Consider the following 22,846-nt stretch of genomic DNA (forward strand, 5'->3'; position numbering starts at 1 on the left):
ACCGCGGTCTGACCGTCAGTAGCCGCCCTCGGGCGGCACCATCTCCAGGCGTACGCCGAGCAGTCGCACCGGCCGCTCCCGGTCGCGCGGGTCGAGACGATCGAGGAGCGAGACGGCCGCGTCGGCGAGGGCCGTCGGGTCGTTGGTGGGCGCGGGCAGGGTCAGGCTGCGGCTGACCGTGGAGAAGGGGCGCAGCCGGACCTTGAGCCCCACCCGCGCCGCGAGCCGGCCCTCCCGGTCGATGTCCTCGACCACGCGACGGGTGAGGGCCCGGACGGCCTCGTCGACCGCGGCCGGGTCGAGGAGGTCGGCCTGGAAGGTCTCCTCACGTCCGTGCGCCCGGGGCACCCACGGCGTCGCGTCGACCGGGCCGGTGTCGGCGCCGCGTCCCAGCCGGCGGTACCACGGACCCATCGTCGGGCCGAGCTCGGCGGCGAGGACGTCGACGTCGGCGGCGGCGAGCTGGGCGACCGTGTCGATGCCGAGGGCGGCCAGCTTCTTCGCCGTCTTCGCCCCGACGCCCCAGAGCGCGGTGGTGGGCCGCTCCCCCATCACCGCGAACCAGGTGTCCCCGGTCAGCTGCGAGATGCCCTGCGGCTTGTCGAAGTCGGTCGCGATCTTGGCGCGCACCTTGGTGTCGCCGATCCCGACCGAGCAGTGCAGCCCGGTGACGGCGAGCACCGCGTCGTGGACGTGCGCGGCGAACTCGCGCGGGTCGCCCAGCTCCCCGTGCCCCGGCCCGGCAGCCAGGAACGCCTCGTCCCAGCCGAGTACCTCCAGGACGACGGGCACCCCGCCCCACTCGAGGCCGCGCAGGCTCGCCATCACCCCGGCGGACGCCGCGTCGTAGGCGTCATTGTCGACGGGCAGGAAGACCGCGTCCGGGCACTTGCGGGCCGCGAGCCGCAGCGGCATCCCGGAGCCGACGCCGAAGGCGCGGGCCTCGTACGACGCGGTCGACACGACGCCGCGCTCGGTCGGGTCGCCCCGGCCTCCGACGACCACCGGAAGGCCCGTGAGCTCGGGATGGCGGAGCACCTCGACCGCCGCCAGGAACTGGTCCAGGTCGACGTGCAGCACCCAGGGCTGGTCGGTCGCCGGGTCGCTCATCGGGGTGGCGGCGGGAGCGCGTCGGTCGACTCGAGCTGGTCGAGCCCGCTCACCATCAGCAGGTCGACGACGACCGAGCGGAGCTGGGCGAGCACCGCCTCGGCGGCGAGCACGTCGGTGCGCTCGACCCGCCCGGTGGCGTCGCCGACCGCGAGCAGCGGCACCCGGGCGGCGACCGCCATCTGGTCGCTCGCCAGCTCGGCCGCGGCCAGCTCGGCGGCGTCCGCGAGGTCGAGGGCGATCTGGGAGTAGGACACCGGGATCGGCCGGCGGTGGTAGGCCGCGACCGCGGTCTGCCGGACCAGCACGCGGGTGCTGCGCAGCGCCCGGTCGAGCGGGTCGACCAGCTCCGACATCTTGCGCAGGTCGTCACGGTGGCGCACCCGGAACGGCGACGACGCCACGATCGACAGCCCCTCCTCGGCGGCGGCCTGGAGCTCCCGGATCAGGTGGTCGGTGGACCGCGCGTCGGCCAGCAGCGCGAGCGCCTCCGCGCTCTCGCCGTGGACCATCACCTCGCCCGCGGCCCGCAGCAGCCCCGCGATCTTGCGCATCACCACCGCGGCCTGCTCGCGAGGTCGCCGCAGCGGCGCGGCCGGGACGACGGTCGCGGCCACCAGCGCGACCGCACCACCGATGACCGCGTCGGTCCAGCGGGTGAAGGCGGCGTTGGCGTCGGGGATCAGGGTGGCGACGACGATGGACTGCACGGCCGCCTGGGTGACCAGGAGCTGCCCGCCGTCGAGGAGGAACGCGGCGGACATCGCGAGCGCCACGATGAGGGCGATCTGCCACCAGCCCGACCCGATGCCGGCCACGATGAGGTCGGCCAGGAACACCCCGACCGCGACCCCGACCGTCACCTCGGCGACCCGGCGCAGCCGCTGGCCGTAGGAGGTGCCGAGGGCCACGACCGCCGCGACCGGGGCGAAGAACGGCGTGGTGTGCCCGATCAGGTCCGCGGCGATCAGCCAGGCCACGCCGGCGGCGATCGCGCACTGGCCGATCTGCCAGAACTTCGACTGCCACCGCCGGATCCTGGCGCGCACCGACGTACGGCTGCGGTCCCACATCCGGTCCAGCGGTCCCGCCTCCACGGGACCGATCCTCGCACGATCGCTACTGCGCGTGCGCCCAGTCGAGCGCCTGCTGGAGGTCGCCGAGGTCGCGGTACCAGGTCTTCACCTCCGTCCAGCAGCGGACCCGGTCGACGCGGCGGTCGTACTCCCGGCACTCGGCGTGCGCCTCCGAGTCGGTGGGCGGATAGAGGCCGGAGCCGTCGTAGAACTCGATCTCGAACCCGTTGGCCTTGTCGCCGGTGACCGCGACGATCGTGTCGCCGGGCGGCTCGTCGTCGGCGGCGACCGCCGCGGCGCCGAGCGTGCCGAGCGAGCCGACGAGGCCGGCGCCGAGCGCGAGGAGGACGAGTCGGACGGGCAGGTGGGTGGTGCGTCGCATGAACAGCTCCCGAGGGGCAGGTACGCCGGACGATCCGGCGTGCGAGCGACGCTAGGCGCGGCCGCGGACGAGCCGCGGCCGCGCGGCGTACCCCTGGGGAGACCGCGGTTCGGAGCCTCCCTGTGGAGAGAAGGTGGCCGGTGCCCTGAGCACGCCCAGTGCGCAGGAACCTCCCACTCAGGTCACTAGTTCGCGACGGTCACCGTGATCGTGCCGGTGCAGCCCGCGCTCGAGACGAGCGCGGTCATCGCGCTCTTCTCCGCGCTGTCGACGCTGAGGCTCCAGCGGTGCTTCACCGCGACCCACTCCCGCAGGTAGCGGCACTGCTGCTGCGGCGGGAGCCACTCGGCGATGTCCTGGTCGCCCTTGGAGCGGTTGAGCGCGGCGGTCACGCCGACGAGCGTGCGGTAGTCGCCGAGGTCGTTCGCGTAGGACTGCCGCGTGGCGGCGGACCACGATCGGGCGCCGGAGTCCCAGGCCTCGGCGAGCGGGACCATGTGGTCGATGTCGAGGGCCGACGCGCTCGTCTGCGAGACCCCGTCGTAGTAGGAGTACCAGCGGCCACCGGACAGGGAGCAGCCCGAGCCGACGGTCGGCGCCTCCTCCGCCTCGGAGATGAGCACCTCGTCGCGGGTGTCGCAGCCGTCGCCGTCCGCGTCGACCCAGTGCACGAAGAGGTCGCGCGAGTAGCCGGTGCGGACCTCGGCGGCCACCGGCAGGTCCGCGATGGCCTGGCTCAGGGAGGCGGAGTACGACGCGGCCTGCGCGGCGGACGGGATCGCGACCAGCCCGGCGGCCGCGAGCAGGACGGAGAGGAGGGCGAGCAGCGGACGACGGACCATGGAGCACTCCCGAGATGAGTTCCGGATGGACCCCTCGACCCCATCCCGAGCCGGGCCGGGTGCGCAAGGGGGATCGCCGGGCTCGGCGGTTCGTTCACAGGAGGTTCACAGAGCGGTGCGGTGGGTACGACGTGCGCATGACCGACTCGGTCGATGCTCCGGTGCGCCTGCTCGACGGGCGCTACGAGCTGCGCGCCCACCTCGGCTCGGGCGGGATGGGCGCCGTCTACCGGGCCCACGACCTGCGCCTCGACCGCGAGGTCGCGATCAAGGTGCTCCGCGACGGGCCCGACGACCCACGCGACCCGGAGGACCCCGATCACGTGGTGCGCCGCGCGCGGCTGCACGCCGAGGCACGGCTCGCGGGCGGCCTCCAGCACCCGGGCATCGTCCGGGTGCTCGACTACGGCGAGGAGCGGCACGCGACCGGCCGTTCGCCGTACGTCGTCATGCAGCACGTGCCCGGCCGGCCGCTGTCCGCGGTGCTCCGCGAGGACGGCGTGCTGCCGGCGGAGTCGGTGCTGCTGCTGGTCCACGAGGTCGGGGCGGCGCTGGCGGAGGCGCATGCCGCGACGGTCGTGCACCGCGACCTCAAGCCCTCCAACATCATCGTGCGCCCCGATGGTCGGCCCGTCCTGGTCGACTTCGGCATCGCCCGCTCCGACGGCGACGACCCGCTGACGCAGACCGGGGAGATCATCGGCACCGCCGACTACCTCAGCCCCGAGCAGGTGTCGGGCCAGCGGGCCACACCGGCCTCCGACGTCTACGCCCTCGGCGTGGTCGCCTACCAGTGCCTGACCGGGACCTCGCCCTTCCACCGCGAGACGCACGTCGCCACCGCGCTCGCGCACCTCCACGACGCAGCGCCGCCGCTCCCCGACACCGTCCCCACTCCGCTGCGCGACCTGGTCCACCAGATGCTGCGGCAGGACCCCGACCAGCGGCCCGGGGCCGCGGAGGTGAGCGCGCGGGCGCGCACCGCGACCGAGCCCACGACCCAGGCGCTGCCGGCCGTCGCGCGGCCCGCACCGACGGCCCTGTGGCCGTTCGCCCGGCCTCGCGGCCGCAGCCTCGCGATCGCCGGCGCGGCCCTGGTCGCCCTGGTCGCCGGTCTGGTCGTCTGGGGCATCGCCGGAGGCGACCCGGTCACCCCGCCCGCGGCCGCCGGCGTCGCGGTCCCGGACGTCGTCGACGAGCAGGTCGCCGAGGCCAGGCAGGACCTGCACGACGCCGGCTTCGAGGTCGACGTACGACGGGTCGACGCGGCCGCTCCCGCGGGACAGGTGCTGCGCCAGTCGCCGACCTCGGGCGGCAAGGGCGCGCTCCGCCCGCCCGGGTCCACCGTGACCCTGCGCGTCGCCTCCGGCTGGGTGGCGATCGATCCGGACACCCTCGTCGGCCTCGACGTCGACCGGGCCGCCGCGGCGCTGTCCCGCCGCGGGCTGGTCGCCGTCCGGGCCGGGACCACCGCCTCGGACGCCCCGGTCGACAGCGTGGTCGAGGTCGGCGTCGACGACTCCGTCACCCGCCTGCGCCGCGGCTCCACCGTCCCGCTGGTCCTCGCCGCGGCTCCGGTCGTCACGAAGCAGTCCGGCCACCCGCACCCGTCGGCTCCCGGCAAGGCGAAGGGGCACGGCAAGCCGCCGAAGCCACCCAAGCCCGGCAAGAAGCCCGGCAAGAAGCCCCACCCCTGACCGGTGCGGTCCGCTCCCCGCGGCGGCCTTGTGGCGACCGTCACGGCACGTCATGATCGGACGCCCGACCACCCACCGGAAGAGGCAGTGTGGCCACTCTCATCGACCCGACGGCGACCGCGTTCCTCCTCACGGAGAACCGCAGCATGCCGATGCACGTCGGCGGCCTGCAGCTCTTCGAGAAGCCGGAGGGTGCCGGCGAGGACTACGCCCGGGAGATGTACGAGTCGATGCGCGACGTCGGCGAGGTCGCGCCGCTCTTCCTCAAGCGTCCGCACCGGTCCCTGACGACCGCGGGCCAGCTGGTGTGGGTCGAGGACGACCAGTTCGACATCGACCACCACGTCCGCCACAGCGCGCTGCCGCGGCCCGGCCGGATCCGGGAGCTGCTGGAGCTCAGCGGCCGCCTGCACAGCACCCGGCTCGCGTGGGAGCGGCCCCTGTGGGAGGCCCACGTCATCGAGGGCCTCACCGACGGACGGGTGGCGCTCTACACCAAGACCCACCACGCCCTGGTCGACGGCATCTCGGCGATGCGGCTGCTCCAGGGCGTGCTGACCACCGACCCCGACCGGCGGGGGATGCCGGCGCCGTGGGACGCCCGCACCCGCCCGGCACGGGCGCCGCAGCCCTCCGCGCCGACCAGCCTCGCGGACCTGCCGGCGTCGGCGGTCCGGTCGGCGCTCGGCATCTCGGCGGAGGCCGCGGGGCTGCCCGGTGCGCTGGTGCGCACCCTCAACAAGGGCCTGCGCAACGAGACCTCGGCGATCTCGCTCTACGCGCCCCGCACGATGTTCAACCAGAAGATCACCGGCTCGCGCCGGTTCGCCGCGCAGGACTGGCCGATCTCGCGGCTGCGGGCGGTCGGCAAGGCGACGGGCACCACGATCAACGACGTCGTGCTCGCGATGTGCGCCGGAGCCGTCCGCTCCTACCTCCTCGAGCTCGACGCGCTCCCGGACGCATCGCTCGTCGCGATGGTCCCGATCGGCCTCAAGGCGAAGGAGTCGCAGCTGGCCTCGACGGAGGGCGGCAACGCGGTCGGGTCGGTGATGTGCCAGCTGGGCACCGACCTCGCCGACCCGGCCGACCGGCTCCAGGCGATCCACCGGTCGATGGTGGACGGCAAGGACGCCCTGTCGAGCATGACGCCGACGCAGATCCTCGCGATGAGCGCGCTCGGCCAGGCGCCGGCGATCCTCGCGCCGATGCTGCGGATGCAGGGCATCGTGCGGCCGCCGTACAACCTGATCATCAGCAACGTCCCCGGCCCGCGGACCACGCACTACTGGAACGGCGCGGCCATGGTCGGCACCTACCCGCTCTCGATCCCGATCAACGGCATGGCCCTCAACATCACCTGCACGTCGTACGACGGAGCCATGTCGTTCGGCCTGATCGGCTGCCGCCGCACCGTCCCGCACCTCCAGCGGATGCTCACCCACCTCGACGGCGAGCTCACCGCGCTCGAGCAGGCCGCCGACGTCTAGCTAGCGCATCTCGCAGGCGCGGTCGTCACCCCATTCGGGCGAGGGCAGGCGACCGGGAGCTGACCGAGGATGGTCCGACGAGGGCGCCCCCGGTCCAGGGTGGGGCCGGTGACGATCCTGGTCCGTCGCAGGCTCCACCCTGTCCTCACGCGTCCCGGCGCTCTCGGCGCCGACACCGGCTGCGACGACCAGCAGCACGCCGACGACGCCCAGCGGACCCGGGACCTGGTGCAGCGCGACCAGCCCGATGAGCAGCGCGAAGGCCGGCTCGAGCGCCATCAGGGTGCCGAAGGCGCCCGCGGAGAGCCGGCGCAGGGCCAGCAGCTCCAGCGTGAAGGGCACGACCGGCAGCAGCACCGCGAGCCCGAGCCCGGCCAGCAGCAGCGTCGGCGTCAGGTGGCCGACGACCGACGGACCGGCGACGACCGTCGCGACGACGCCCGCCACCGGCATCGAGATCGCGAGACCCGCGACGCCGCTGACCTGGTCGCCGACGTGCTGGGTCAGAAGGATGTACGCCGCCCAGCAGGCGGCCGCGGCGAGGGCGAACCCCACCCCGACGGGGTCGGCGGTGCCCGCCCACGGCTCGGTCAGCCCGAGCACCCCGAGCGCGGCCAGCAGCGCCCAGAGCCGGCCGGTGCCGCGGCTGCGGGCGACCGCCACGCCGAGCGGGCCGAGGAACTCCAGCGCGCTCGCCGTCCCCAGCGGCAGCCGGGCGACGGCAGCCATGAAGAGCAGGGTGAGGCCAGCGGTGACGACCCCGAGCGCGACCCCGGCGCGCAGCGCCTCCGGCGTGAACGCGCCACGGCGCGGCCGGACGACCACGAGCATGATCACGCCAGCCCAGGCGAGCCGCAGCCACGCGGCACCCTCGGCACCGACCTGGTCGATGAGGCCGACCGAGACCGCGAGCCCGAGCTGGACGCACAGCATCGACGCGACCGCCATCGAGGCGCCGACCCGGGTGGGAGAGAGGTTCATGCGGTCCAGTGAAGCGACCTCATCCGTTCAGGTCCACGTGACTCTGCTGGACATACCGTTCAGCAAACACGAACAATGAGCACGTGGACCCACGGCGCCTCCGGCTGCTCCTCGAGCTCTCTCGGCTCGGCTCGATGCACGAGGTCGCCGCCGAGCTCGGCACCACGACCTCGGCGGTCTCCCAGGGCATCGCCGCGCTGGCCCGCGAGGTCGGCACCCCGCTCGTGGAGCCCGACGGCCGCCGGGTCCGGCTGACGCCCGCGGGCACCCGGCTCGCCGACCACGCCGTCGGGATCCTCGCCGCGATCGACGCGGCCCGCCTCGACCTGGACCCGGCGTCCGAGCCGGCCGGCGTGCTGCGGGTGGCCGGCTTCGCGTCGGCGATCCGTCGCTCCCTGCTGCCGGTGATGGACGACCTGGCGCACACCCACCCGCGGCTCGAGGTCCGGATCCTCGAGCACGAGCCGCTCGAGGCCTTCGACCTGCTCGCGCGCGACGACGTCGACCTCGCCCTCACCTACGACTACGACCTCGCGCCCGCGTCGTGGCGCACCGACCACGAGGTGACCCTGCTCGGCACGGTCGCCTGGGGACTGGGCGTCCCGGCGCGCGAGCGGCGCGCACCCTTCGCGTCGTACGCCGACCGCGACTGGATCGTGAACTCCCGCAACACCGCCGACGAGGAGGTGCTGCGGATGCTCGCGTCGATGGCCGGCTTCACGCCGCGGATCACCCACCGCATCGACGCGCTGGAGCTCGTCGACGACCTCATCGTCGCGGGCCGCGGCATCGGGCTCCTCCCCCGCGGGCGCGCGTCCCGCCGCGGTGTGCGCGTGCTGCCGCTCACCGACCCGCCGGTGACGATGCGGACCTACGCGGTCGTCCGCCGCGGCCGCGACCGCTGGTCGCCGCTGCGGACCGTGCTCGACGCGCTGGCCGCCGGCTCCTCGTAGCCGCCGCCGACCACCTCGGCGACCGCCCGCAGCCGCGCCCGGGTGATGTCGGCGACCGTGAGCAGCCCGGCGAGGTGGGCGTTGGACCCGACCCGCGTCGGCTCCGCGGAGTTGATGCTCACGCAGCGGCGGGTACCGCCATCGGCGGCGTTCTGCAGGGCGACCGCGTGCCCCGTCGTACCGCTGCCGGCGAAGAAGTCGAGCACCAGCGCGTCGTCGGGCATCGTGCCGAGGATCCGGCGGACGAGGCCGGTCGGCTTGGGCGACTCGAAGACGTGGCCGACGAGGTCCTTGAGCTCGGCGACCGCAGTGTCGGTGGAGCCGATCTCCTCGGCGAGCCAGACGGTGCGCAGCTTCTTGCGCCGGGGCGCGCCGTCGGCGGGCTGCAGCCAGTCGAGCTGGTAGACGTCGACCCGCTCGCCGGTGCGGCCGTTGACCCGCCGGCAGACCAGGTCGCCGGGGCGCTCGTCGATGCGCGGCCGGCTCCACCGCCACACCGCCGGCCGGCCGTCGCCGAAGACCGGGCCGATCTCCACGGCGCCCTCGAACGGCGCGGTGCTCACCCGCCCGCTGTCCGGGTCGCCCCACACCGTGAAGTGCAGCGTCCGCGCGGTGACGGGGTTGAACTTCTTGTTGGTGTTGCGCAGCGGCAGGTGACGGTAGCGGCGCCCGTCCGCGGTCACGAGCGGGAAGTCGCGCTCGTCGACGTGGTCCGGCGAGGTCGCGTCGAGCGCCGTACGACGGGCGTCGCGGGCGTAGACGAGGAGGTACTCGTGGCTGGTGGCGAAGCCCCGCCCCAGCTGCCGGCCCTTCGGGTTGAGGTTGACCGCGACCTGGGCGAGGAAGTTCTGCTCGCCGTACACCTCGTCCATCAGCAGCCGCAGGTAGGCGACCTCGTGGTCGTCGATGCTGACGAAGATGGCACCGGTCTCGGCGAGGACCTCGCGCGCCGCCTCCAGCCGCGGCCGCATCATCGCGACCCAGGTGGCGTGGCCGCGGAAGTCGTCGCGGTAGGCGAACTCGTTGCCGGTGTTGTAGGGCGGGTCGATGTAGACCAGGTCGACGGGACGGCCCAGGAGCGCCGGGAGCGTAGGCAGCACGTCGAGGTTGTCGCCCTCGACGAAGGTGTTCCACGACGGCACCACACCGCGACACTAGGCGATTCCTACCCGGATCCTGGGGAGCCGCGACTTACCATCGGGCAGGTGCGTAGGCGGATCTCGGTCGTGGTGGGGCTGGTCGCGTGCACCCTCGTGGGGGTCGCGCCCGCCCTCGCCGGCGACCCGACGTCGGGTCCGACGGCGCGGTCGGACCAGCACCGCAACCTGAACCCTCAGCAGACCTCGGACCACGAACGGGGCGACGTCGCCGCGCCGCTCCCGTCCTTCCTGCGCCGCGCGACAACCTCCTCCAGCGCGCCGGTCACCTGGCGGGTCGCGCCCGGCGTCCACTACACGAAGTGGTCCCAGACCGACGCCCGCGGCCCGATCCGGGCCCACCTGCTCACCGTGAGCACGCGGAAGAAGGGCGTGCGGATCGACTACGCCAGCGTCGGCGGGGTGCGGCAGACGGCGACGGTGCCGGACATCCTGGCCCGCGACAAGGCCGTCGCGGGCGTCAACGGCGACTTCTACGACATCGGCCACTCGGGTGCGCCGTTCGGGCTCGGCAAGGATCGGCAGCGCGGCCTGCTGCACGGCCGCGAGAACAACGGCAACGCCGCCTTCTACATCGCCCGCAACGGTCGCCCGGACATCGGCTCGCTGCCGATGGAGGCCTCGATCGTCGACCACCCGCGGATCAAGGTCACCAACCTCAACTCACCGGCGGTCGCGGCCGGCGGGGTCGGCATCTACACCCACGCCTGGGGCCGGACCACCGGCACCGGCATGACCAACGGCCAGCAGAAGGACATCCGCGCCGTGTGGGTCGAGCACGGCAAGGTCGTGAGGAACCGCTCGCACCTGCAGACCGGCAAGGACGTGCGCGGCCTCCTCCTCGTCGGCCGCGGCCGCGGTGCCGAGCGGCTCAAGACGCTGCACAAGGGCACCCCGGTCAGGGTCCACTACGGCCTGCCCGCCCGGCCGCAGATGGCGATCACCGGCAGCAACTACCTCGTGCACACCGGGATCATCCAGGCCACCGACGACCGGATCCTCCAGCCGCGGACGGCGGTCGGGATCGACCACGACACCGGCGAGGTGCTCTTCCTCGTCATCGACGGCCGGACGGCGCAGAGCCGTGGCTACACGCTGGTCGAGCTCGCCGACATGATGATCGACCTCGGGGCGGACGAGGCGATCAACCTCGATGGCGGCGGCTCCTCGACGATGGTCGCCAAGGGCCAGAGCGGCAGGACCAAGGTGATGAACCATCCCTCGGACGGCTTCCTGCGCCACGTGGCCAACGCGGTCGAGGTGACCTACACGCGGCCCAAGAAGCACTAGGAGGCACTGAGCGAGTCGTCCACCGCCACGAGTGCGACGGTCGTGATCGGCGCCAGGCACTGGATCTCCGCGGACGGCTTGCCGCTCGCGCTGATGCTCAGGTCGGCGCCGGACCCGGTCACGGACACCTCGTTCGGCGGCGAGCAGCCGAGGTCGACGACCGCCGCCCCGAGGCGCTGCCCGTCGTCGAGGTCCGCGTGCTCGGCAGCCGCGAGCACCTCGCGCTGGAGCTGCTCGGAGGGGAAGCCGAAGACGTAGCGACGCAGCGACCTCTCGCTGTCGACCCAGGTGATCTGGTCGGTGACCTGGCCGCCGCCCTCGGTGACGGTGATCATCGCGACCTGGTGGTAGAGAGCGTCCGCCACGGTGCCGCTGCCCACGGGGGCACTGCCGCCCGACTGGTCCGAGCCGCAGCCGCCCAGCACGAGCGCGGCGGCCACCAGGAACGGTCCGAGAAGTCGCATGTCAGTGGGACGGTACCCGTCCCGTGCCGGTTCCCCACCGGCGTGGCAGGCTTCGGGCCGTGGCCCGCTTCACCCGCGCCGAGCTCGAGTCCTTCCGCGACGCCGAGGTCCCCGACCTGCTGCCCGGCCCCGGCGACCCGCCGCTGCGGCTGCTCTTCGTCGGCATCAACCCGGGCCTGTGGACCGCGGCCGTCCAGACCCACTTCGCGCGCCCGGGCAACCGCTTCTACCCCGCGCTGCTGGAGGCGGGCATCATCGACCGCCCCGTCGACGCCGGCGCCGGGATGACCGACGCCGACCGCGACTACTTCCGCGCCCGCGGGATCGGCATCACCAACGTCGTACGCCGCGCGACCGCCCGCGCCGACGAGCTCACCACCGAGGAGCTCCGCGCGGGCGGCCGGGCGCTGGTCGAGCGGATCGAGCGCACCGCCCCTCGGGTCGTCGCGATCGCCGGCATCACCGCCTACCGCGCCGCCTTCTCGGTCCCGAAGGCGTCCGTCGGCCGCCAGCCCGAGCCGCTCGGGAGCGCCGAGCTGTGGGTGGTGCCCAACCCGAGCGGCCTCAACGCCCACGACACCGTCGACTCCCTCGCGGCGGCGTACGCCGACGTCGCGCGGGCGGCTGGGCTGCTCTAGGTCCACCTGTCAGGGTGGAGGGATGACCGACCCCACGGGACCGATCGTTGTCACCGGAGCCAACGGCTTCGTCGGCTCTCGCGTGTGCCGAGCACTCGTCGAGCGAGGCGCCGCCGTTCGGGGCGTCGTCCGCCGCGCCGGCACGGCCCCCGAGAGAGTGGAGGAGCACGTCGGCGACTTCGGCGACCCGGTCTTCGCAGCGGCGGTGCTCGACGGCGCGGCCGCGGCCGTCACGACCGTGCACCCGATGGGCAGCGACCGCGCAGTCCAGCAGCAGGTGGGTGTCGAGGCCACCGCGACCTTCGCCCGCGCGGCCGCGGACGCCGCGGTGGCCCGACTGGTGCACGTCTCGACCGCCGCCGTCTACGACCGCTCCCCCGGCGTCGGCGACATCGACGAGTCGGCGGATCTCGTCGGCGAGGACGGCAACGACTACGCCGTCACCAAGCGCGACACCGACGCAGCGATCGCCGGGATCGACGGCCCGACCCGGGTGCTGGTCCGGCCGCCCGCGATCCTCGGTCCGGGCGAGACGTCCGTGTGGAACTCGCTGCGCCCGGCCGCGATGCGGGAGGACGCCGCGCAGCGCCGCACCCCGCCGGACGGAACGTTCGCCTGGGTGCACGTGGACGACCTCGCCACGCTCCTCGCCGACGTCGCGACCGGTCAGCTGCCCGGACCGGTCGACGGCGCCTGCACGGTGGTCAACGTCGCGGCCGAGCCCGCGACCCAGCGCGACTACTACGCGACGGTGGCCGGCGCCCTCGGCGTCGACCCGGTCTGGAGCGACGAGCCGGCCTGGACCGGGCGGATCGTGACCGACCGCGCGCGTGCGTGGGGCTGGACGCCCCAGGTCGCGCTCGATCAGGCGCTCGCCGAGATCGCCGCCGGCCTGTAGACGGCGTACGTCGTCGGGCCCAGCTCCTCCGAGCTCACGAGGTGCAGCTCGGCCACGCCGTCGAACAGGCGCCCGCCCTGCCCGAGCACGACCGGGAAGGTGATCAGCCGGTACTCGTCGACCCGACCCGCGGCTGCGAGCGCCCGGACGACGCTGACGCTGCCGATGACCGCGATGTCGCCGAGGCCGTCGAGGTCGTCGATGCCGGTGCGGTGGTGGGAGTTCGGCCAGGCCGAGAGGTCGGGCGCGGTGCTGCTGAGCACCACCTTGCGGGCGCGGTTCATCGCGTCCGCGAAGTCGCCGCTCCGGGTCGGCCACAGCGTGGCGAAGTGCTCCCAGGTACGCCGTCCGAAGAGCAGCGTGCCGGTGTCGTAGAGGTCGCCGAGGCGGAACTTGTCGCCCGCGATGCCCTCGGGTCCGTAGCGGAAGGCCCAGCCGCCGTACGGCGTGCCGCCGCGGCCATCGGGGTCCTCGACGACGCCGTCGAGGGTGGTGAAGGAGACAACGGTGAGTGTGGTCATGCCAGGACATACCGACGCGGCGGCCCCGACTCATCGCACCCCAGGCAAAAGACCTCAGGCGAAGAGCGCGAAGACCGCCGGATCCGCATGGACGGTGAGGCGGGTGATCAGGTCGCCGGAGGTGGTCGCGACCTGCATCGAGTGCGGCTCGCCGTCGCGCCGACACAGGAAGGCCGCCTCGCCGTTGGCCCACACCGGCTTCGTCTGCCAGCTCGTGCCGCGGGTGCGGAAGACGCGCTCCATGAACCCGCCGTAGTCCGCCCGACCGCGGTACCAGTTCCACATCGGCGGCATCTCCATCACGACGTCGTCGGCCAGCATCGCCACGATCGCCGCGACGTCGGCACGCTCGAACGCCGCGACATAGCGGTCCACCACCGCACGCTGCTGCGCCGGCGGCTCCGCCTGACCCTCCGGGTCGACGCCCTCCTCGGCGAGTCGGGTGCGGGCTCGCTGGAGCGCGCTGTTGACCGCAGCCGTCGACATGTCGAGCGCAGCCGCCACCTCCGCGGCCGGCAGCTCGAGCGCCTCGCGCAGGAGCAGCACCGCGCGCTGCCGGGCCGGCAGCAGCTGGAGCGCCGCCACCAGCGCGATCCGGAGCCGGCTGCGCTCCACGGCACCCGCCTCCGGGTCGGCGGGCAGCGGCACCAGCCAGGGCACCTCGGTCCCCGGCACGAAGTCGGCGTCCGGGTCGGTGAAGACCTCCCCGACGCCCGACGGCAGCGGCCGCGACCGCGCACTCTGGAGCGCGTTCAGACAGGCGTTGGTGGCGATCCGGTAGAGCCAGGTGCGCAGCGAGCTGCGCGACGCGTCGTACCGGTCCGCCGCTCGCCACGCGCGCAGCAGTGTCTCCTGCAGCAGGTCCTCCGCGTCGTGCGGCGAGCCGAGCATCCGGTAGCAGTGGACGAGGAGCTCGCGACGGTACGGCGCGACGGCCGCCTCGAAGGCGGCCTGCGCATCGAGGCTCACCCCGGGAACGGGTGGTCCTTCCCCAGCACCACGAGGCCGTCCTCGACGACGAACCCGCGCGCCTTGTCGGCCTCGAGGTCGACGCCGAGCTCGGCGCCCGGCGGGATCACCACGTGCTTGTCGATGATCGCGTTGCGCACGACCGCGCCCGCGCCGACGTGGACGCCGTTCATGAGGACCGCTCCGGTCACCTCCGCGCCGGCGTCGACGCGCACAGCGGGCGAGAGCACCGACCGCTTCACCTTGCCGCCGGTGACGACGACACCGGGCGAGAGCACGGCCTCGTCGACGCGCGCCTTCTCGCCGCCGCCGCCCTGCACGAGCTTGGCCGGCGGCTGCGGGCCGTAGGAGGTGTAGATCGGCCAGTCGAAGTTGTAGAGGTTGAAGACCGGCAGCGGCGAGACGACGTCCATGTGCGCGGCGTAGTAGGAGCCGAGCGTCCCGACGTCACGCCAGTAGCCGCGGTCGCGGTCGGTCGAGCCCGCGACGTCGTTGTCCTTGAAGTCGTAGACCGCGGCCTGCTGGCGGCGGACGAACGACGGCACGATGTCGCCGCCCATGTCGTGCTTGGAGCCGATCTCGCTCGAGTCGCGGGTGACCGCCTCGACCAGCGCGTCGGCGTCGAAGACGTAGTTGCCCATCGAGGCGAGCACCTCGCCGGGGCTGTCGGGGAGGCCGACGGGGTCCTTCGGCTTCTCCAGGAACTCCCGGATCCGGGTCGGCTCCTCGGGGTGCACGTCGATGACGCCGAACTGGTCGGCCATCTCGATCGGCTGCCGGATCGCGGCGACCGTGCAGGCCGCGCCGCTGCGGATGTGCGCCTTGACCATCTGGTCGAAGTCCATCCGGTAGACGTGGTCGGCGCCGACCACGACGACGATGTCGGGGCGGTCGTCGCGGATCAGGTTGAGCGACTGGTAGATCGCGTCGGCGCTGCCGAGGTACCAGTGCTTGCCGACCCGCTGCTGTGCCGGCACCGGCGTGACGTAGTTGCCGAGCATCGTCGACATCCGCCAGGTCTGGGTGACGTGGCGGTCGAGGCTGTGCGACTTGTACTGCGTCAGCACGACCACCTGGAGGTAGCCGGAGTTGACGACGTTGGAGAGCGCGAAGTCGATGAGGCGGTAGATGCCGGCGAACGGCACGGCCGGCTTCGCGCGGTCGGCCGTGAGCGGCATCAGCCGCTTCCCCTCGCCGCCCGCGAGGACGATCGCCAGGACCTTCTTGCGCGCGCGCAGAGCCATGTGCCCAACGTAGCGGGATGTCGGTAGGTTCGAGGTTGTGCGCGTCGACGTCCTCTCCCGCGAGTACCCACCCGAGATCTACGGCGGGGCCGGTGTCCACGTCGCCGAGCTGGTCCGTGCCCTACGGGCGCGTCCCGACGTGGAGGCGCACGTGCACGCGTTCGGTGCGCTCCGCGACGAGCCGCTGACCTCGTCGTACGCCGACCTCGCGGAGCTCTCGGGCGCCAACGCCGCGCTGCGCACCCTCGGCGTCGACCTCGCGATCGCCGACGGCTGCGCCGGCACCGAGCTCGTGCACTCGCACACCTGGTACGCCAACATGGGCGGCCACCTCGCCGGGCTGCTGTACGGCGTCCCGCACGTCGTCACCGCCCACTCGCTCGAGCCGCTGCGACCGTGGAAGGCCGAGCAGCTCGGCGGCGGCTACGCCGTGTCGTCGTGGGCCGAGCGGACGGCGTACGAAGGCGCGGCCGCCGTGATCGCGGTGTCCTCGGCGATGCGCGACGACGTGCTGCGGTCCTACCCGGCGGTCGACCCGGGGCGGGTGCACGTGGTGCACAACGGCATCGACACCGCCGACTGGTCACCGCGGGCGAACCCCGACCGCGTCCGGGAGCTCGGCGTCGACCCGGAGCGTCCGTCGGTCGTCTTCGTCGGCCGGATCACCCGGCAGAAGGGGCTGCCGCTCTTCCTGCGCGCGTGCGCCGCCCTGCCCGACGAGGTGCAGATCGTGCTGTGCGCGGGCGCCCCGGACACCCCCGAGATCATGGCCGAGGTCGAGGGCCTGGTGGCGTCGCTGCGCTCCTCGCGGTCGGGGGTGGTGTGGATCCCCGAGATGCTGCCGCGGCCTGATGTGGTGGCGCTGCTGACCGGAGCGACGGCGTTCGCCTGCCCCTCGATCTACGAGCCGCTCGGCATCGTCAACCTCGAGGCGATGGCGTGCGAGACCGCCGTGGTCGCCACCGCGACCGGCGGCATCCCGGAGGTCGTCGTCGACGGCGAGACCGGGCTGCTGGTGCCGATCTCGCAGGCGACCGACGGAACGGGCACCCCGCTCGACCCGGACCGGTACGTCGCGGACTTCGCCGCCGCGCTGACCTCCGTGGTGAGCGATCCCGACCGGGCCGCGGCGATGGGCCGGGCCGGGCGCGAGCGGGCGATCTCGGCGTTCAGCTGGGCCGCGATCGCGGAGCGGACGGTCGAGGTCTACCGCTCGGTGCTCTAGCTAGCGGATCCGCACCCGGATCTCGTCGCCGGAATAGCTGTCCATCGTGGCCGGACCGACGGGCAGGTCGACGGGCACCGTGAAGGTCCAGGTGATCCGACCGTCCTCGTCGGCGTCCGCGGTGCCGACCAGCTCGCCGTTCAGTCGGAGCTCGACGTCGCGCGAGGGCTGCACCGTCTCGCCCTCGTCGTCGGTGGTGCAGCCGAGCGTGGCCGACGACCCCCCGGTGTCGTCGCACCCGTCCAGGAAGTACCGGCCGCGCACCGTCACCTCGCTCCCCCGCGTCAGGACCGGCCGGTCCCGGGCGACGTCGACGCCGGGGACGACGACCTGCGGGCCGGCGCAGCCCGCGGCCGCCGGACTGGACGGGAACGGCGCCGCCGCCAGCCCGGTGAGACCGAGCAGCAGGGCGATCAGGGTGCGACTCACATCGCTGGGACGCGCCGTACGACCGAGCGGTTCCCATCGTCGGGTCGCACTGGACAGTCCTTTGTCTCGCCTGACAGCCGTTGCAACGGCTGTCAGGCGCAGGGATACCCGGTCGACCGGGTATCCCTGCACGGCGCCCCCTGTGGATGAGCGTTCGCGACCGTCGGCGGGCGCGCCGATGCTGATCCGCATGACCGACACCTACCGTCCCCTCGTCCGCACCCAGGCCGACCTCGAGGAGGTCTGGCGCTTCCTCATGCGTCCGCTCGGCTTCGGCCGGCGCAGCGTCTGGCTGCTCCACCTCGGCGCCGACCGGCGCCCGACACCGGTGCTCACCGAGATCACCGACTGCGCCGACCGCCCCGAGCCCGACCACGCCGCCGGTCTCGCCGCCACGCTCCGCGAGCTCGACCGACAGGAGCCCGGTGGCAGCGTCGCGTTCCTGGTCAGCCGGCCCGGCCGCGGCGTCGTGGACCGCGACGACGTCGCGTGGGCGGTCTTCCTGCACGAGACCGGCCGGGAGGCCGGCGTACGCCAGGAGACCGTGCACCTCGCCACCGACGACGACGTCGTGGCGATCCCCCTCGACGACCTCCTACCGCGTTCCGCCTGATCCGGACGGTCGACCCGCTACCGTCCCCTCCGTGACCAAGAACGTGTTCTTGTTGTGGGACCTCGACCCGGCCCGGCTGCACGATCCGGAGCTCCACGACGCGCTTCGCGACGCCGGCGCCGACCGCCTCCAGCTCAACGTCGACGACGACCACGTCGCCGGCGCGATGCGGATCCCCCACTTCGTCCGGCCGGTCGAGGCCATCGTGATGACGTGGGACGCCGATGCCAAGGCGGTCGCGGCCGCGCTGGGCGCCGCGGGCGGCACAGTCCACGGGTACTCCGTGGAGGAGCGCCGCCGGCTCGACCCACCGGAGTCGTGGGACGGCTCGCGCGCCGACGCCCTCGCCAACGTGGCGATCCTGCGCCGGCCGGCCGAGCTCGAGCGGGCCGAGTGGCTGCGCCGGTGGATGGTCGAGCACACGCCGATCGCGATCCGCACCCAGGCGACCTTCGGCTACGTGCAGAACATCGTGCAGGGTGCCGTCACCCCGGACGCCCCGGCGGTCGACGCGTTCGTCGAGGAGCTCTTCCCGAGCGCCGGCGCCACCGACATGCACGCCTTCTACGGCAGCCGCGGCGACGACGCCGAGCTCAACCGGCGCCTCACCGAGCTGATGGCCAGCGTCGCCCGGATCGGCGCCGACCACGACCTCGACCTGGTGCCGAGCAGCCGCTACCTCTACGCGCTCGGGGAGTAGACCCGGACGTCGACGGCGTCCGGGTAGAACGCGACCCGGCCGGCGATCGGCGCGACCGCGTCGTACGGCGCCTCGTAGCTCCACACCTTGTTGTCGTACGTCTCGCCGTCGGCGACCAGGCTGTAGTAGGACGCGTCGCCCTTGTAGGGGCAGTACGTCGCGTGGTCGGTCCGCTGCAGCACGTCCGGGTCGACGTCGGCCAGCGGCACGTACTGCACCGGCGGGTAGCTCGCCTCCTGCAGCGTCAGTGCGTCGGAGGTGTCGGCGATGGTGCGGTCACCGAGCGTCACCACGACCCGACCGTCGGTCGGGGTGATCGTGATCGGGTGGCTGTCGTCGGGGACCAGGACCGGCTTGTCGCTCATGCCCGGCACAACCACGGGCGCTAGATGACGATTCCCAGGAGCAGCACGACCACGAGGCCGGTCACCGACAGCACCGTCTCCATCAGCGACCAGGTCTTCACGGTCTGGCCGACGGTCATGCCGAAGTACTCCTTCACCAGCCAGAAGCCCGCGTCGTTCACGTGGGAGAAGAAGAGCGAGCCGGCCCCGACGGCGAGCACCACCAGCGAGGTCTCGCCGGTGGACAGCCCGTCGACCAGGCCGATCATCAGCGACGACGCGGTGATCGTCGCGACCGTCGCCGAGCCCGTCGCCAGGCGGATCAGCACCGCGAGGACCCAGGCGAGCAGCAGCACGGAGATGTTCGCGTCCTTGGCCCAGTCGGCGAGCAGGGTGCCGATGCCGGTGTCGACCAGCACCTGCTTGAAGCCGCCACCGGCCGACACGATCAGCAGGATGCCAGCGATCGGCGGCAGCGCCGAGGCGACGGTGTCCGACAGCTTCTGCCGGTCCATCCCGGCCCGGACGCCGAAGGTGTACATCGCGACCAGCACCGAGATCAGCAGCGCGACGAACGGGTTGCCGATCACATCGCCGACCTGCTGGACGGTGCTGTCGGTGTCGTCGATGACGATGTCGAGGATCGCCTTGCCGAGCATCAGCACGACCGGCAGCAGCACCGTGGCGATGGTGACACCGAACGACGGCCGCGTGGTCGCGTCGCGCTCCTCGGTCTCCCAGGTGGTCGGCGCGTCGATGACGACCCAGGTGCCGGCGAGGCGGCCGAAGAGAGGCCCCGCGACGATCACGGTCGGGATGGCGACGACCAGGCCGAGCGCCAGGGTGACGCCGAGGTCGGCGTGCAGGTAGTCGATCGCGGTGACCGGGCCGGGGTGCGGCGGCACGAAGCCGTGCATCGCCGACAGGCCGGCCAGGGCCGGGATGCCGACGGTGATCAGCGAGACCTGTGCCCGGCGTGAGACCAGGTAGATGACCGGCATCAGCAGCACCAGGCCGATCTCGAAGAACATCGGCAGCCCGATGATCGCGCCGACCGCCGCCATCGCCCAGGGCAGCATCCGCCCCGAGGCGCGGCCGACGATGGTGTCGACGATCTGGTCGGCGCCCCCGGAGTCGGCGAGCAGCTTGGCGAACATCGCGCCGAGCGCGATCAGCGCGCCGACGCCGGCCGCCGTCGAGCCGAAGCCGGCGGTGAACGACGCCAGTACGTCGTTGACGTTCTCGCCCGCCACGATCCCGACGGTCAACCCACCGAGGATCAGGGCCAGGAACGGGTGGAGCTTGACCAGCGTGATCAGTACGACGATCAGGGCGATCGCGGCGAGGGCCGCGACGATCAGCTGCCACCCGGGTGCGACCGGGTCGACGACGTCCATCAGGGATCAGGCCTCCTCCGCCGGGTCACCCCGACTCAGCGTGCAAAGCCTCCACGTACCCCTGGACGATCTGGTCGACACTTTGATCGACGTCGACGACGATCCCGTCCTCGTCGGGAGCGAGCGGCTCGAGCGTCGCGAACTGCGAGGTCAGCAACGACGCCGGCATGAAATGACCGGGCCGGCTCGCCTGGCGCCGGGCAATGACCTCCTGGGTGCCCTCGAGCAGCAGGAAGCGCAGCCCGGGCACGTGCGACCGGAGCTGGTCGCGGTACTTCCGCCTGAGCGCCGAGCAGCTCATCACCCCGCCGTCCTCGTGCACGGCCAGCCAGTCGCCGACCAGCTCGAGCCACGGGTAGCGGTCCTCGTCGGTGAGCGCCTCGCCCCGGCTCATCTTCGCGATGTTGGCCGAGGGGTGCAGGTCGTCGGCGTCCTCGAAGGGCACCCGGAGCCGCTGCGCGAGCGCCGCCCCCACTGTCGACTTGCCGGACCCCGAGACACCCATGACGACCAACGGACCCATGCCGTCCAACCTATCCCGGCGTCCCGGTGACGAACGCCGTCGCCGCCCGCTCGAAGGTCCGACCGTGGCGCAGCATCGCGTGCTTGCCACCGGGCACCTCGACGTACTCCACCTCGGTACGGCGGCGCAGGCTGGCCACGACCGCGCGGGCGCGCTCGGGCAGCGCGACGTGGTCGTCGGTGCCGTGGACCACGAGCACCCGGCGTCCGGCCAGGTCCGCGTCGTCGGTCGGGTAGACCCACGGGTTGAGCGCGACGACCGTGCGCACCGCGTCGGCCTCCCCGGCCAGCAGCGCGGCGCGGCCGCCGAGCGAGTGGCCGACCAGGCTGACGGGGATCTCGCCGTACCGCGCCCGCAGCTGAGCGAGCGCCCAGCGGACATCGTCGACGGGCGTGGTCGTGGCGTCCCAGCCGCGGGTGGAGTTGAGCAGCCGGACCACCGCCAGCCCGCGGTCGGCGCGGGCGATCCGCCGCGCGATCGGGACCATCCGCAGCACCGACAGCTGGGTCGGGCTGACCGCCGGGCGGGAGGGTCGGGCGGCACCGCCGTGCAGCACGAGCACGAGCCCCGTGGGACGACTCGGCTGCTGGGTCGCCACCAGTCGCGGCGTACGACGCTCGTCCCCCTCGGCCATCGCGGTCCAGTATGCCGACGCCCCCCGAGCGCGCTCGACCTACTTGCCGGTAGCGTCGGACGAGCGCACCCGATCAGGAGGTCCCGATGCAGCTGGCGCTGTCGGCCGAAGACGCCGAGTTCCGTGACGAGATGCGGGAGTTCTTCACCACGAAGATCCCGCAGGAGATCCGCGACATCGTGCGCGATCGTGGCGAGCTGAGCCGCGAGCAGTTCGTGCAGAGCATGCAGATCCTCAACGAGCACGGGCTCGCGGTGCCCAACTGGCCCACCGAGTGGGGCGGCCAGGACTGGACCCCGCTCCGTCGCCACATCTGGCACGAGGAGCTGCAGCGGGCCTACGTCCCGCAGCCGCTGGCGTTCAACGCCTCGATGATCGGTCCGGTCATCGCGCAGTTCGGCTCGCAGGAGATGAAGGAGCGCTTCCTGCCGAAGACCGCCAACCTCGACATCTGGTGGTCGCAGGGCTTCTCCGAGCCCGACGCCGGCTCGGACCTCGCGTCGCTGAAGACCCGCGCCGTACGCGACGGCGACGAGTACGTCGTCAACGGCCAGAAGACCTGGACCACTCTGGGTCAGTACGGCGACTGGATCTTCACCCTCGTGCGCACGAACCCCGAGGTGAAGAAGCAGGCCGGCATCTCGATGCTCCTCATCGACATGCGGTCCGAGGGCGTCGAGGTCCGCCCGATCGAGCTGATCGACGGCGGCCACGAGGTCAACGAGGTGTGGTTCACCGACGTCCGCGTCCCGGCCGAGAACCTCGTCGGCGAGGAGAACCGCGCCTGGGACTACGCCAAGTTCCTGCTCGGCAACGAGCGCGTCGGCGTCGCGCCGGTGGGCGCGACCAAGCGCAACCTCGCGCAGGCCAAGGAGTGGGCCGCGTCGGTCTCCGTCGGCGACGGCACCCTGCTCGACGACCCGCTGGTCTCGACCCGGATCGTCGAGCTCGAGAACGAGCTGCTCGCCCTCGAGCTGACCGCGCTGCGCGTGGTCGCCAACTCCGCCGACGGCAAGCCGCACCCGGCCTCGTCGGTGCTCAAGCTCAAGGGCAGCGAGCTGCAGCAGGCGGTCACCGAGCTGATCGTCGACATCGCCGGCCCGGCCTCGCTGGCCAGCGGCGCCGGTGACGACTCCGACCTGCCGCTGTGGACCCGGCGCGCGACGCCGACGTACCTCAACTTCCGCAAGGCCTCGATCTACGGCGGCTCCAACGAGGTGCAGCGCCAGATCATCGCCCGCACGATCCTGGGACTCTGAGGGAGACGAC

25 protein-coding genes are annotated in these 22,846 nt (G+C 73.0%); 10 read left to right on the plus strand and 15 right to left on the minus strand.

Translation table 11 applies throughout. The features are described 5' to 3' along the window. Positions 1-15: 15 nt before the first annotated feature. From K8U61_RS05505 to K8U61_RS05520, 4 genes are all read right to left on the minus strand, one after another. Complete coding sequence (locus K8U61_RS05505) at positions 16-1,110, minus strand: DNA polymerase IV (protein WP_224121986.1); 1,095 nt, start codon at positions 1,108-1,110, stop codon at positions 16-18. Continuing rightward, complete coding sequence (locus K8U61_RS05510; RefSeq protein WP_224121987.1) at positions 1,107-2,207, minus strand: FUSC family protein; 1,101 nt, start codon at positions 2,205-2,207, stop codon at positions 1,107-1,109. Before K8U61_RS05510 ends, K8U61_RS05505 begins: the two co-directional genes overlap by 4 nt. Positions 2,208-2,229: 22 nt before the next feature. Continuing rightward, complete coding sequence (locus tag K8U61_RS05515; protein WP_224121988.1) at positions 2,230-2,568, minus strand: hypothetical protein; 339 nt, start codon at positions 2,566-2,568, stop codon at positions 2,230-2,232. A 185-nt stretch (positions 2,569-2,753) separates the two neighbouring features. Then, the gene (locus tag K8U61_RS05520; RefSeq protein WP_224121989.1) at positions 2,754-3,410 is read right to left on the minus strand and encodes an HNH endonuclease family protein; all 657 of its coding nucleotides are present in this window, start codon (positions 3,408-3,410) and stop codon (positions 2,754-2,756) included. Positions 3,411-3,547: 137 nt separating this feature from the next. Here K8U61_RS05520 and K8U61_RS05525 point away from each other — a divergent pair, with 137 nt between their 5' ends. Beyond that, positions 3,548-5,107, plus strand: coding sequence for a serine/threonine protein kinase (locus tag K8U61_RS05525; RefSeq protein WP_224121990.1), 1,560 nt, complete (start codon positions 3,548-3,550; stop codon positions 5,105-5,107). Positions 5,108-5,196: 89 nt separating this feature from the next. Next, positions 5,197-6,597: a WS/DGAT/MGAT family O-acyltransferase gene (locus tag K8U61_RS05530; RefSeq protein WP_224121991.1), complete on the plus strand. Its 1,401-nt coding sequence runs from the start codon at positions 5,197-5,199 to the stop codon at positions 6,595-6,597. Here the strand turns inward: K8U61_RS05530 and K8U61_RS05535 are convergent, their stop codons facing one another. Continuing rightward, entirely contained in the window at positions 6,598-7,578 is a 981-nt protein-coding gene (locus K8U61_RS05535) for an EamA family transporter (RefSeq protein WP_224121992.1), read from the minus strand. Positions 7,579-7,661: 83 nt separating this feature from the next. Here K8U61_RS05535 and K8U61_RS05540 point away from each other — a divergent pair, with 83 nt between their 5' ends. Further along, the gene (locus K8U61_RS05540; RefSeq protein WP_224121993.1) at positions 7,662-8,531 is read left to right on the plus strand and encodes a LysR family transcriptional regulator; all 870 of its coding nucleotides are present in this window, start codon (positions 7,662-7,664) and stop codon (positions 8,529-8,531) included. Here the strand turns inward: K8U61_RS05540 and K8U61_RS05545 are convergent. Then, positions 8,450-9,676: a site-specific DNA-methyltransferase gene (locus K8U61_RS05545; protein WP_224121994.1), complete on the minus strand. Its 1,227-nt coding sequence runs from the start codon at positions 9,674-9,676 to the stop codon at positions 8,450-8,452. The two genes, K8U61_RS05540 and K8U61_RS05545, sit on opposite strands and share 82 nt — an antisense overlap. Before the next feature lie 60 nt (positions 9,677-9,736). On the opposite strand from K8U61_RS05545, the gene K8U61_RS25370 reads away from it, so the two are divergent. Next, positions 9,737-10,978, plus strand: coding sequence for a phosphodiester glycosidase family protein (locus tag K8U61_RS25370; protein WP_224121995.1), 1,242 nt, complete (start codon positions 9,737-9,739; stop codon positions 10,976-10,978). Here K8U61_RS25370 and K8U61_RS05555 read toward each other — a convergent pair. Next, the gene (locus K8U61_RS05555) at positions 10,975-11,442 is read right to left on the minus strand and encodes a hypothetical protein (RefSeq protein WP_224121996.1); all 468 of its coding nucleotides are present in this window, start codon (positions 11,440-11,442) and stop codon (positions 10,975-10,977) included. The genes K8U61_RS25370 and K8U61_RS05555 overlap by 4 nt on opposite strands. Positions 11,443-11,501: 59 nt before the next feature. On the opposite strand from K8U61_RS05555, the gene K8U61_RS05560 reads away from it, so the two are divergent. Continuing rightward, positions 11,502-12,080 carry a mismatch-specific DNA-glycosylase gene (locus K8U61_RS05560; RefSeq protein WP_224121997.1) on the plus strand — a complete coding sequence of 193 codons (579 nt, stop codon included), beginning with the start codon at positions 11,502-11,504 and terminating at the stop codon, positions 12,078-12,080. Positions 12,081-12,102: 22 nt separating this feature from the next. Continuing rightward, entirely contained in the window at positions 12,103-12,978 is an 876-nt protein-coding gene (locus tag K8U61_RS05565) for an NAD-dependent epimerase/dehydratase family protein (protein WP_224121998.1), read from the plus strand. Here the strand turns inward: K8U61_RS05565 and K8U61_RS05570 are convergent. From K8U61_RS05570 to glgC, 3 genes are read right to left on the minus strand one after another with little or no spacing between them, the layout of a single operon-like run. Beyond that, a complete protein-coding gene (locus K8U61_RS05570) occupies positions 12,945-13,499 on the minus strand; it encodes a dihydrofolate reductase family protein (RefSeq protein WP_224121999.1) in 555 nt (184 codons plus the stop codon). The genes K8U61_RS05565 and K8U61_RS05570 overlap by 34 nt on opposite strands. Before the next feature lie 54 nt (positions 13,500-13,553). Then, a complete protein-coding gene (locus K8U61_RS05575; protein ID WP_224122000.1) occupies positions 13,554-14,468 on the minus strand; it encodes an RNA polymerase subunit sigma-70 in 915 nt (304 codons plus the stop codon). Then, on the minus strand, positions 14,465-15,712 hold the full coding sequence (gene glgC / locus K8U61_RS05580; protein WP_224122001.1) for a glucose-1-phosphate adenylyltransferase: 1,248 nt from the start codon (positions 15,710-15,712) through the stop codon (positions 14,465-14,467). Before glgC ends, K8U61_RS05575 begins: the two co-directional genes overlap by 4 nt. 37 nt (positions 15,713-15,749) lie before the next feature. Here glgC and glgA point away from each other — a divergent pair, with 37 nt between their 5' ends. After that, entirely contained in the window at positions 15,750-16,937 is a 1,188-nt protein-coding gene (glgA, locus tag K8U61_RS05585) for a glycogen synthase (RefSeq protein ID WP_224122002.1), read from the plus strand. On the opposite strand, the gene K8U61_RS05590 is transcribed toward glgA, so the two are convergent. Continuing rightward, a complete protein-coding gene (locus tag K8U61_RS05590; RefSeq protein WP_224122003.1) occupies positions 16,938-17,366 on the minus strand; it encodes a hypothetical protein in 429 nt (142 codons plus the stop codon). 190 nt (positions 17,367-17,556) lie between these two features. Between K8U61_RS05590 and K8U61_RS05595 the strand changes: the two genes are divergently transcribed. Both K8U61_RS05595 and K8U61_RS05600 read left to right on the plus strand, forming a co-directional pair. After that, a complete protein-coding gene (locus K8U61_RS05595) occupies positions 17,557-17,979 on the plus strand; it encodes a hypothetical protein (RefSeq protein ID WP_224122004.1) in 423 nt (140 codons plus the stop codon). 31 nt (positions 17,980-18,010) lie between these two features. Continuing rightward, on the plus strand, positions 18,011-18,679 hold the full coding sequence (locus K8U61_RS05600; protein WP_224122005.1) for an EthD domain-containing protein: 669 nt from the start codon (positions 18,011-18,013) through the stop codon (positions 18,677-18,679). On the opposite strand, the gene K8U61_RS05605 is transcribed toward K8U61_RS05600, so the two are convergent. The 4 genes from K8U61_RS05605 to K8U61_RS05620 are packed head-to-tail and all read right to left on the minus strand — an operon-like array spanning position 18,661 to position 21,577. Beyond that, on the minus strand, positions 18,661-19,044 hold the full coding sequence (locus K8U61_RS05605; protein WP_224122006.1) for a DUF427 domain-containing protein: 384 nt from the start codon (positions 19,042-19,044) through the stop codon (positions 18,661-18,663). The genes K8U61_RS05600 and K8U61_RS05605 overlap by 19 nt on opposite strands. 20 nt (positions 19,045-19,064) lie before the next feature. Then, a complete protein-coding gene (locus tag K8U61_RS05610; protein WP_224122007.1) occupies positions 19,065-20,420 on the minus strand; it encodes a GntT/GntP/DsdX family permease in 1,356 nt (451 codons plus the stop codon). Between the two features lie 25 nt (positions 20,421-20,445). Beyond that, on the minus strand, positions 20,446-20,943 hold the full coding sequence (locus K8U61_RS05615) for a gluconokinase (RefSeq protein ID WP_224122008.1): 498 nt from the start codon (positions 20,941-20,943) through the stop codon (positions 20,446-20,448). 10 nt (positions 20,944-20,953) lie between these two features. Continuing rightward, on the minus strand, positions 20,954-21,577 hold the full coding sequence (locus tag K8U61_RS05620; RefSeq protein ID WP_224122009.1) for an alpha/beta hydrolase: 624 nt from the start codon (positions 21,575-21,577) through the stop codon (positions 20,954-20,956). A gap of 86 nt (positions 21,578-21,663) precedes the next feature. On the opposite strand from K8U61_RS05620, the gene K8U61_RS05625 reads away from it, so the two are divergent. Then, positions 21,664-22,836: an acyl-CoA dehydrogenase family protein gene (locus tag K8U61_RS05625; protein WP_224122010.1), complete on the plus strand. Its 1,173-nt coding sequence runs from the start codon at positions 21,664-21,666 to the stop codon at positions 22,834-22,836. The last annotated feature ends 10 nt before the right edge of the window (positions 22,837-22,846 follow it).

The sequence above is a fragment of the Nocardioides mangrovi genome (assembly GCF_020073815.1).
In the GTDB taxonomy this organism is placed as follows: domain Bacteria; phylum Actinomycetota; class Actinomycetes; order Propionibacteriales; family Nocardioidaceae; genus Nocardioides; species Nocardioides mangrovi.

What these genes read in the sequence shown, in the direction of transcription:
- K8U61_RS05505 (WP_224121986.1), bottom strand. Translation starts at nt 1,110, where the DNA reads ATGAGCGACCCGGCGACCGACCAGCCCTGGGTGCTGCACGTCGACCTG.
- K8U61_RS05515 (WP_224121988.1), bottom strand. Translation starts at nt 2,568, where the DNA reads ATGCGACGCACCACCCACCTGCCCGTCCGACTCGTCCTCCTCGCGCTC.
- K8U61_RS05520 (WP_224121989.1), bottom strand. Translation starts at nt 3,410, where the DNA reads ATGGTCCGTCGTCCGCTGCTCGCCCTCCTCTCCGTCCTGCTCGCGGCC.
- K8U61_RS05525 (WP_224121990.1), top strand. Translation starts at nt 3,548, where the DNA reads ATGACCGACTCGGTCGATGCTCCGGTGCGCCTGCTCGACGGGCGCTAC.
- K8U61_RS05535 (WP_224121992.1), bottom strand. Translation starts at nt 7,578, where the DNA reads ATGAACCTCTCTCCCACCCGGGTCGGCGCCTCGATGGCGGTCGCGTCG.
- K8U61_RS05555 (WP_224121996.1), bottom strand. Translation starts at nt 11,442, where the DNA reads ATGCGACTTCTCGGACCGTTCCTGGTGGCCGCCGCGCTCGTGCTGGGC.
- K8U61_RS05565 (WP_224121998.1), top strand. Translation starts at nt 12,103, where the DNA reads ATGACCGACCCCACGGGACCGATCGTTGTCACCGGAGCCAACGGCTTC.
- K8U61_RS05570 (WP_224121999.1), bottom strand. Translation starts at nt 13,499, where the DNA reads ATGACCACACTCACCGTTGTCTCCTTCACCACCCTCGACGGCGTCGTC.
- glgC (WP_224122001.1), bottom strand. Translation starts at nt 15,712, where the DNA reads ATGGCTCTGCGCGCGCGCAAGAAGGTCCTGGCGATCGTCCTCGCGGGC.
- K8U61_RS05595 (WP_224122004.1), top strand. Translation starts at nt 17,557, where the DNA reads ATGACCGACACCTACCGTCCCCTCGTCCGCACCCAGGCCGACCTCGAG.
- K8U61_RS05605 (WP_224122006.1), bottom strand. Translation starts at nt 19,044, where the DNA reads ATGAGCGACAAGCCGGTCCTGGTCCCCGACGACAGCCACCCGATCACG.
- K8U61_RS05610 (WP_224122007.1), bottom strand. Translation starts at nt 20,420, where the DNA reads ATGGACGTCGTCGACCCGGTCGCACCCGGGTGGCAGCTGATCGTCGCG.
- K8U61_RS05615 (WP_224122008.1), bottom strand. Translation starts at nt 20,943, where the DNA reads ATGGGTCCGTTGGTCGTCATGGGTGTCTCGGGGTCCGGCAAGTCGACA.
- K8U61_RS05620 (WP_224122009.1), bottom strand. Translation starts at nt 21,577, where the DNA reads ATGGCCGAGGGGGACGAGCGTCGTACGCCGCGACTGGTGGCGACCCAG.
- K8U61_RS05625 (WP_224122010.1), top strand. Translation starts at nt 21,664, where the DNA reads ATGCAGCTGGCGCTGTCGGCCGAAGACGCCGAGTTCCGTGACGAGATG.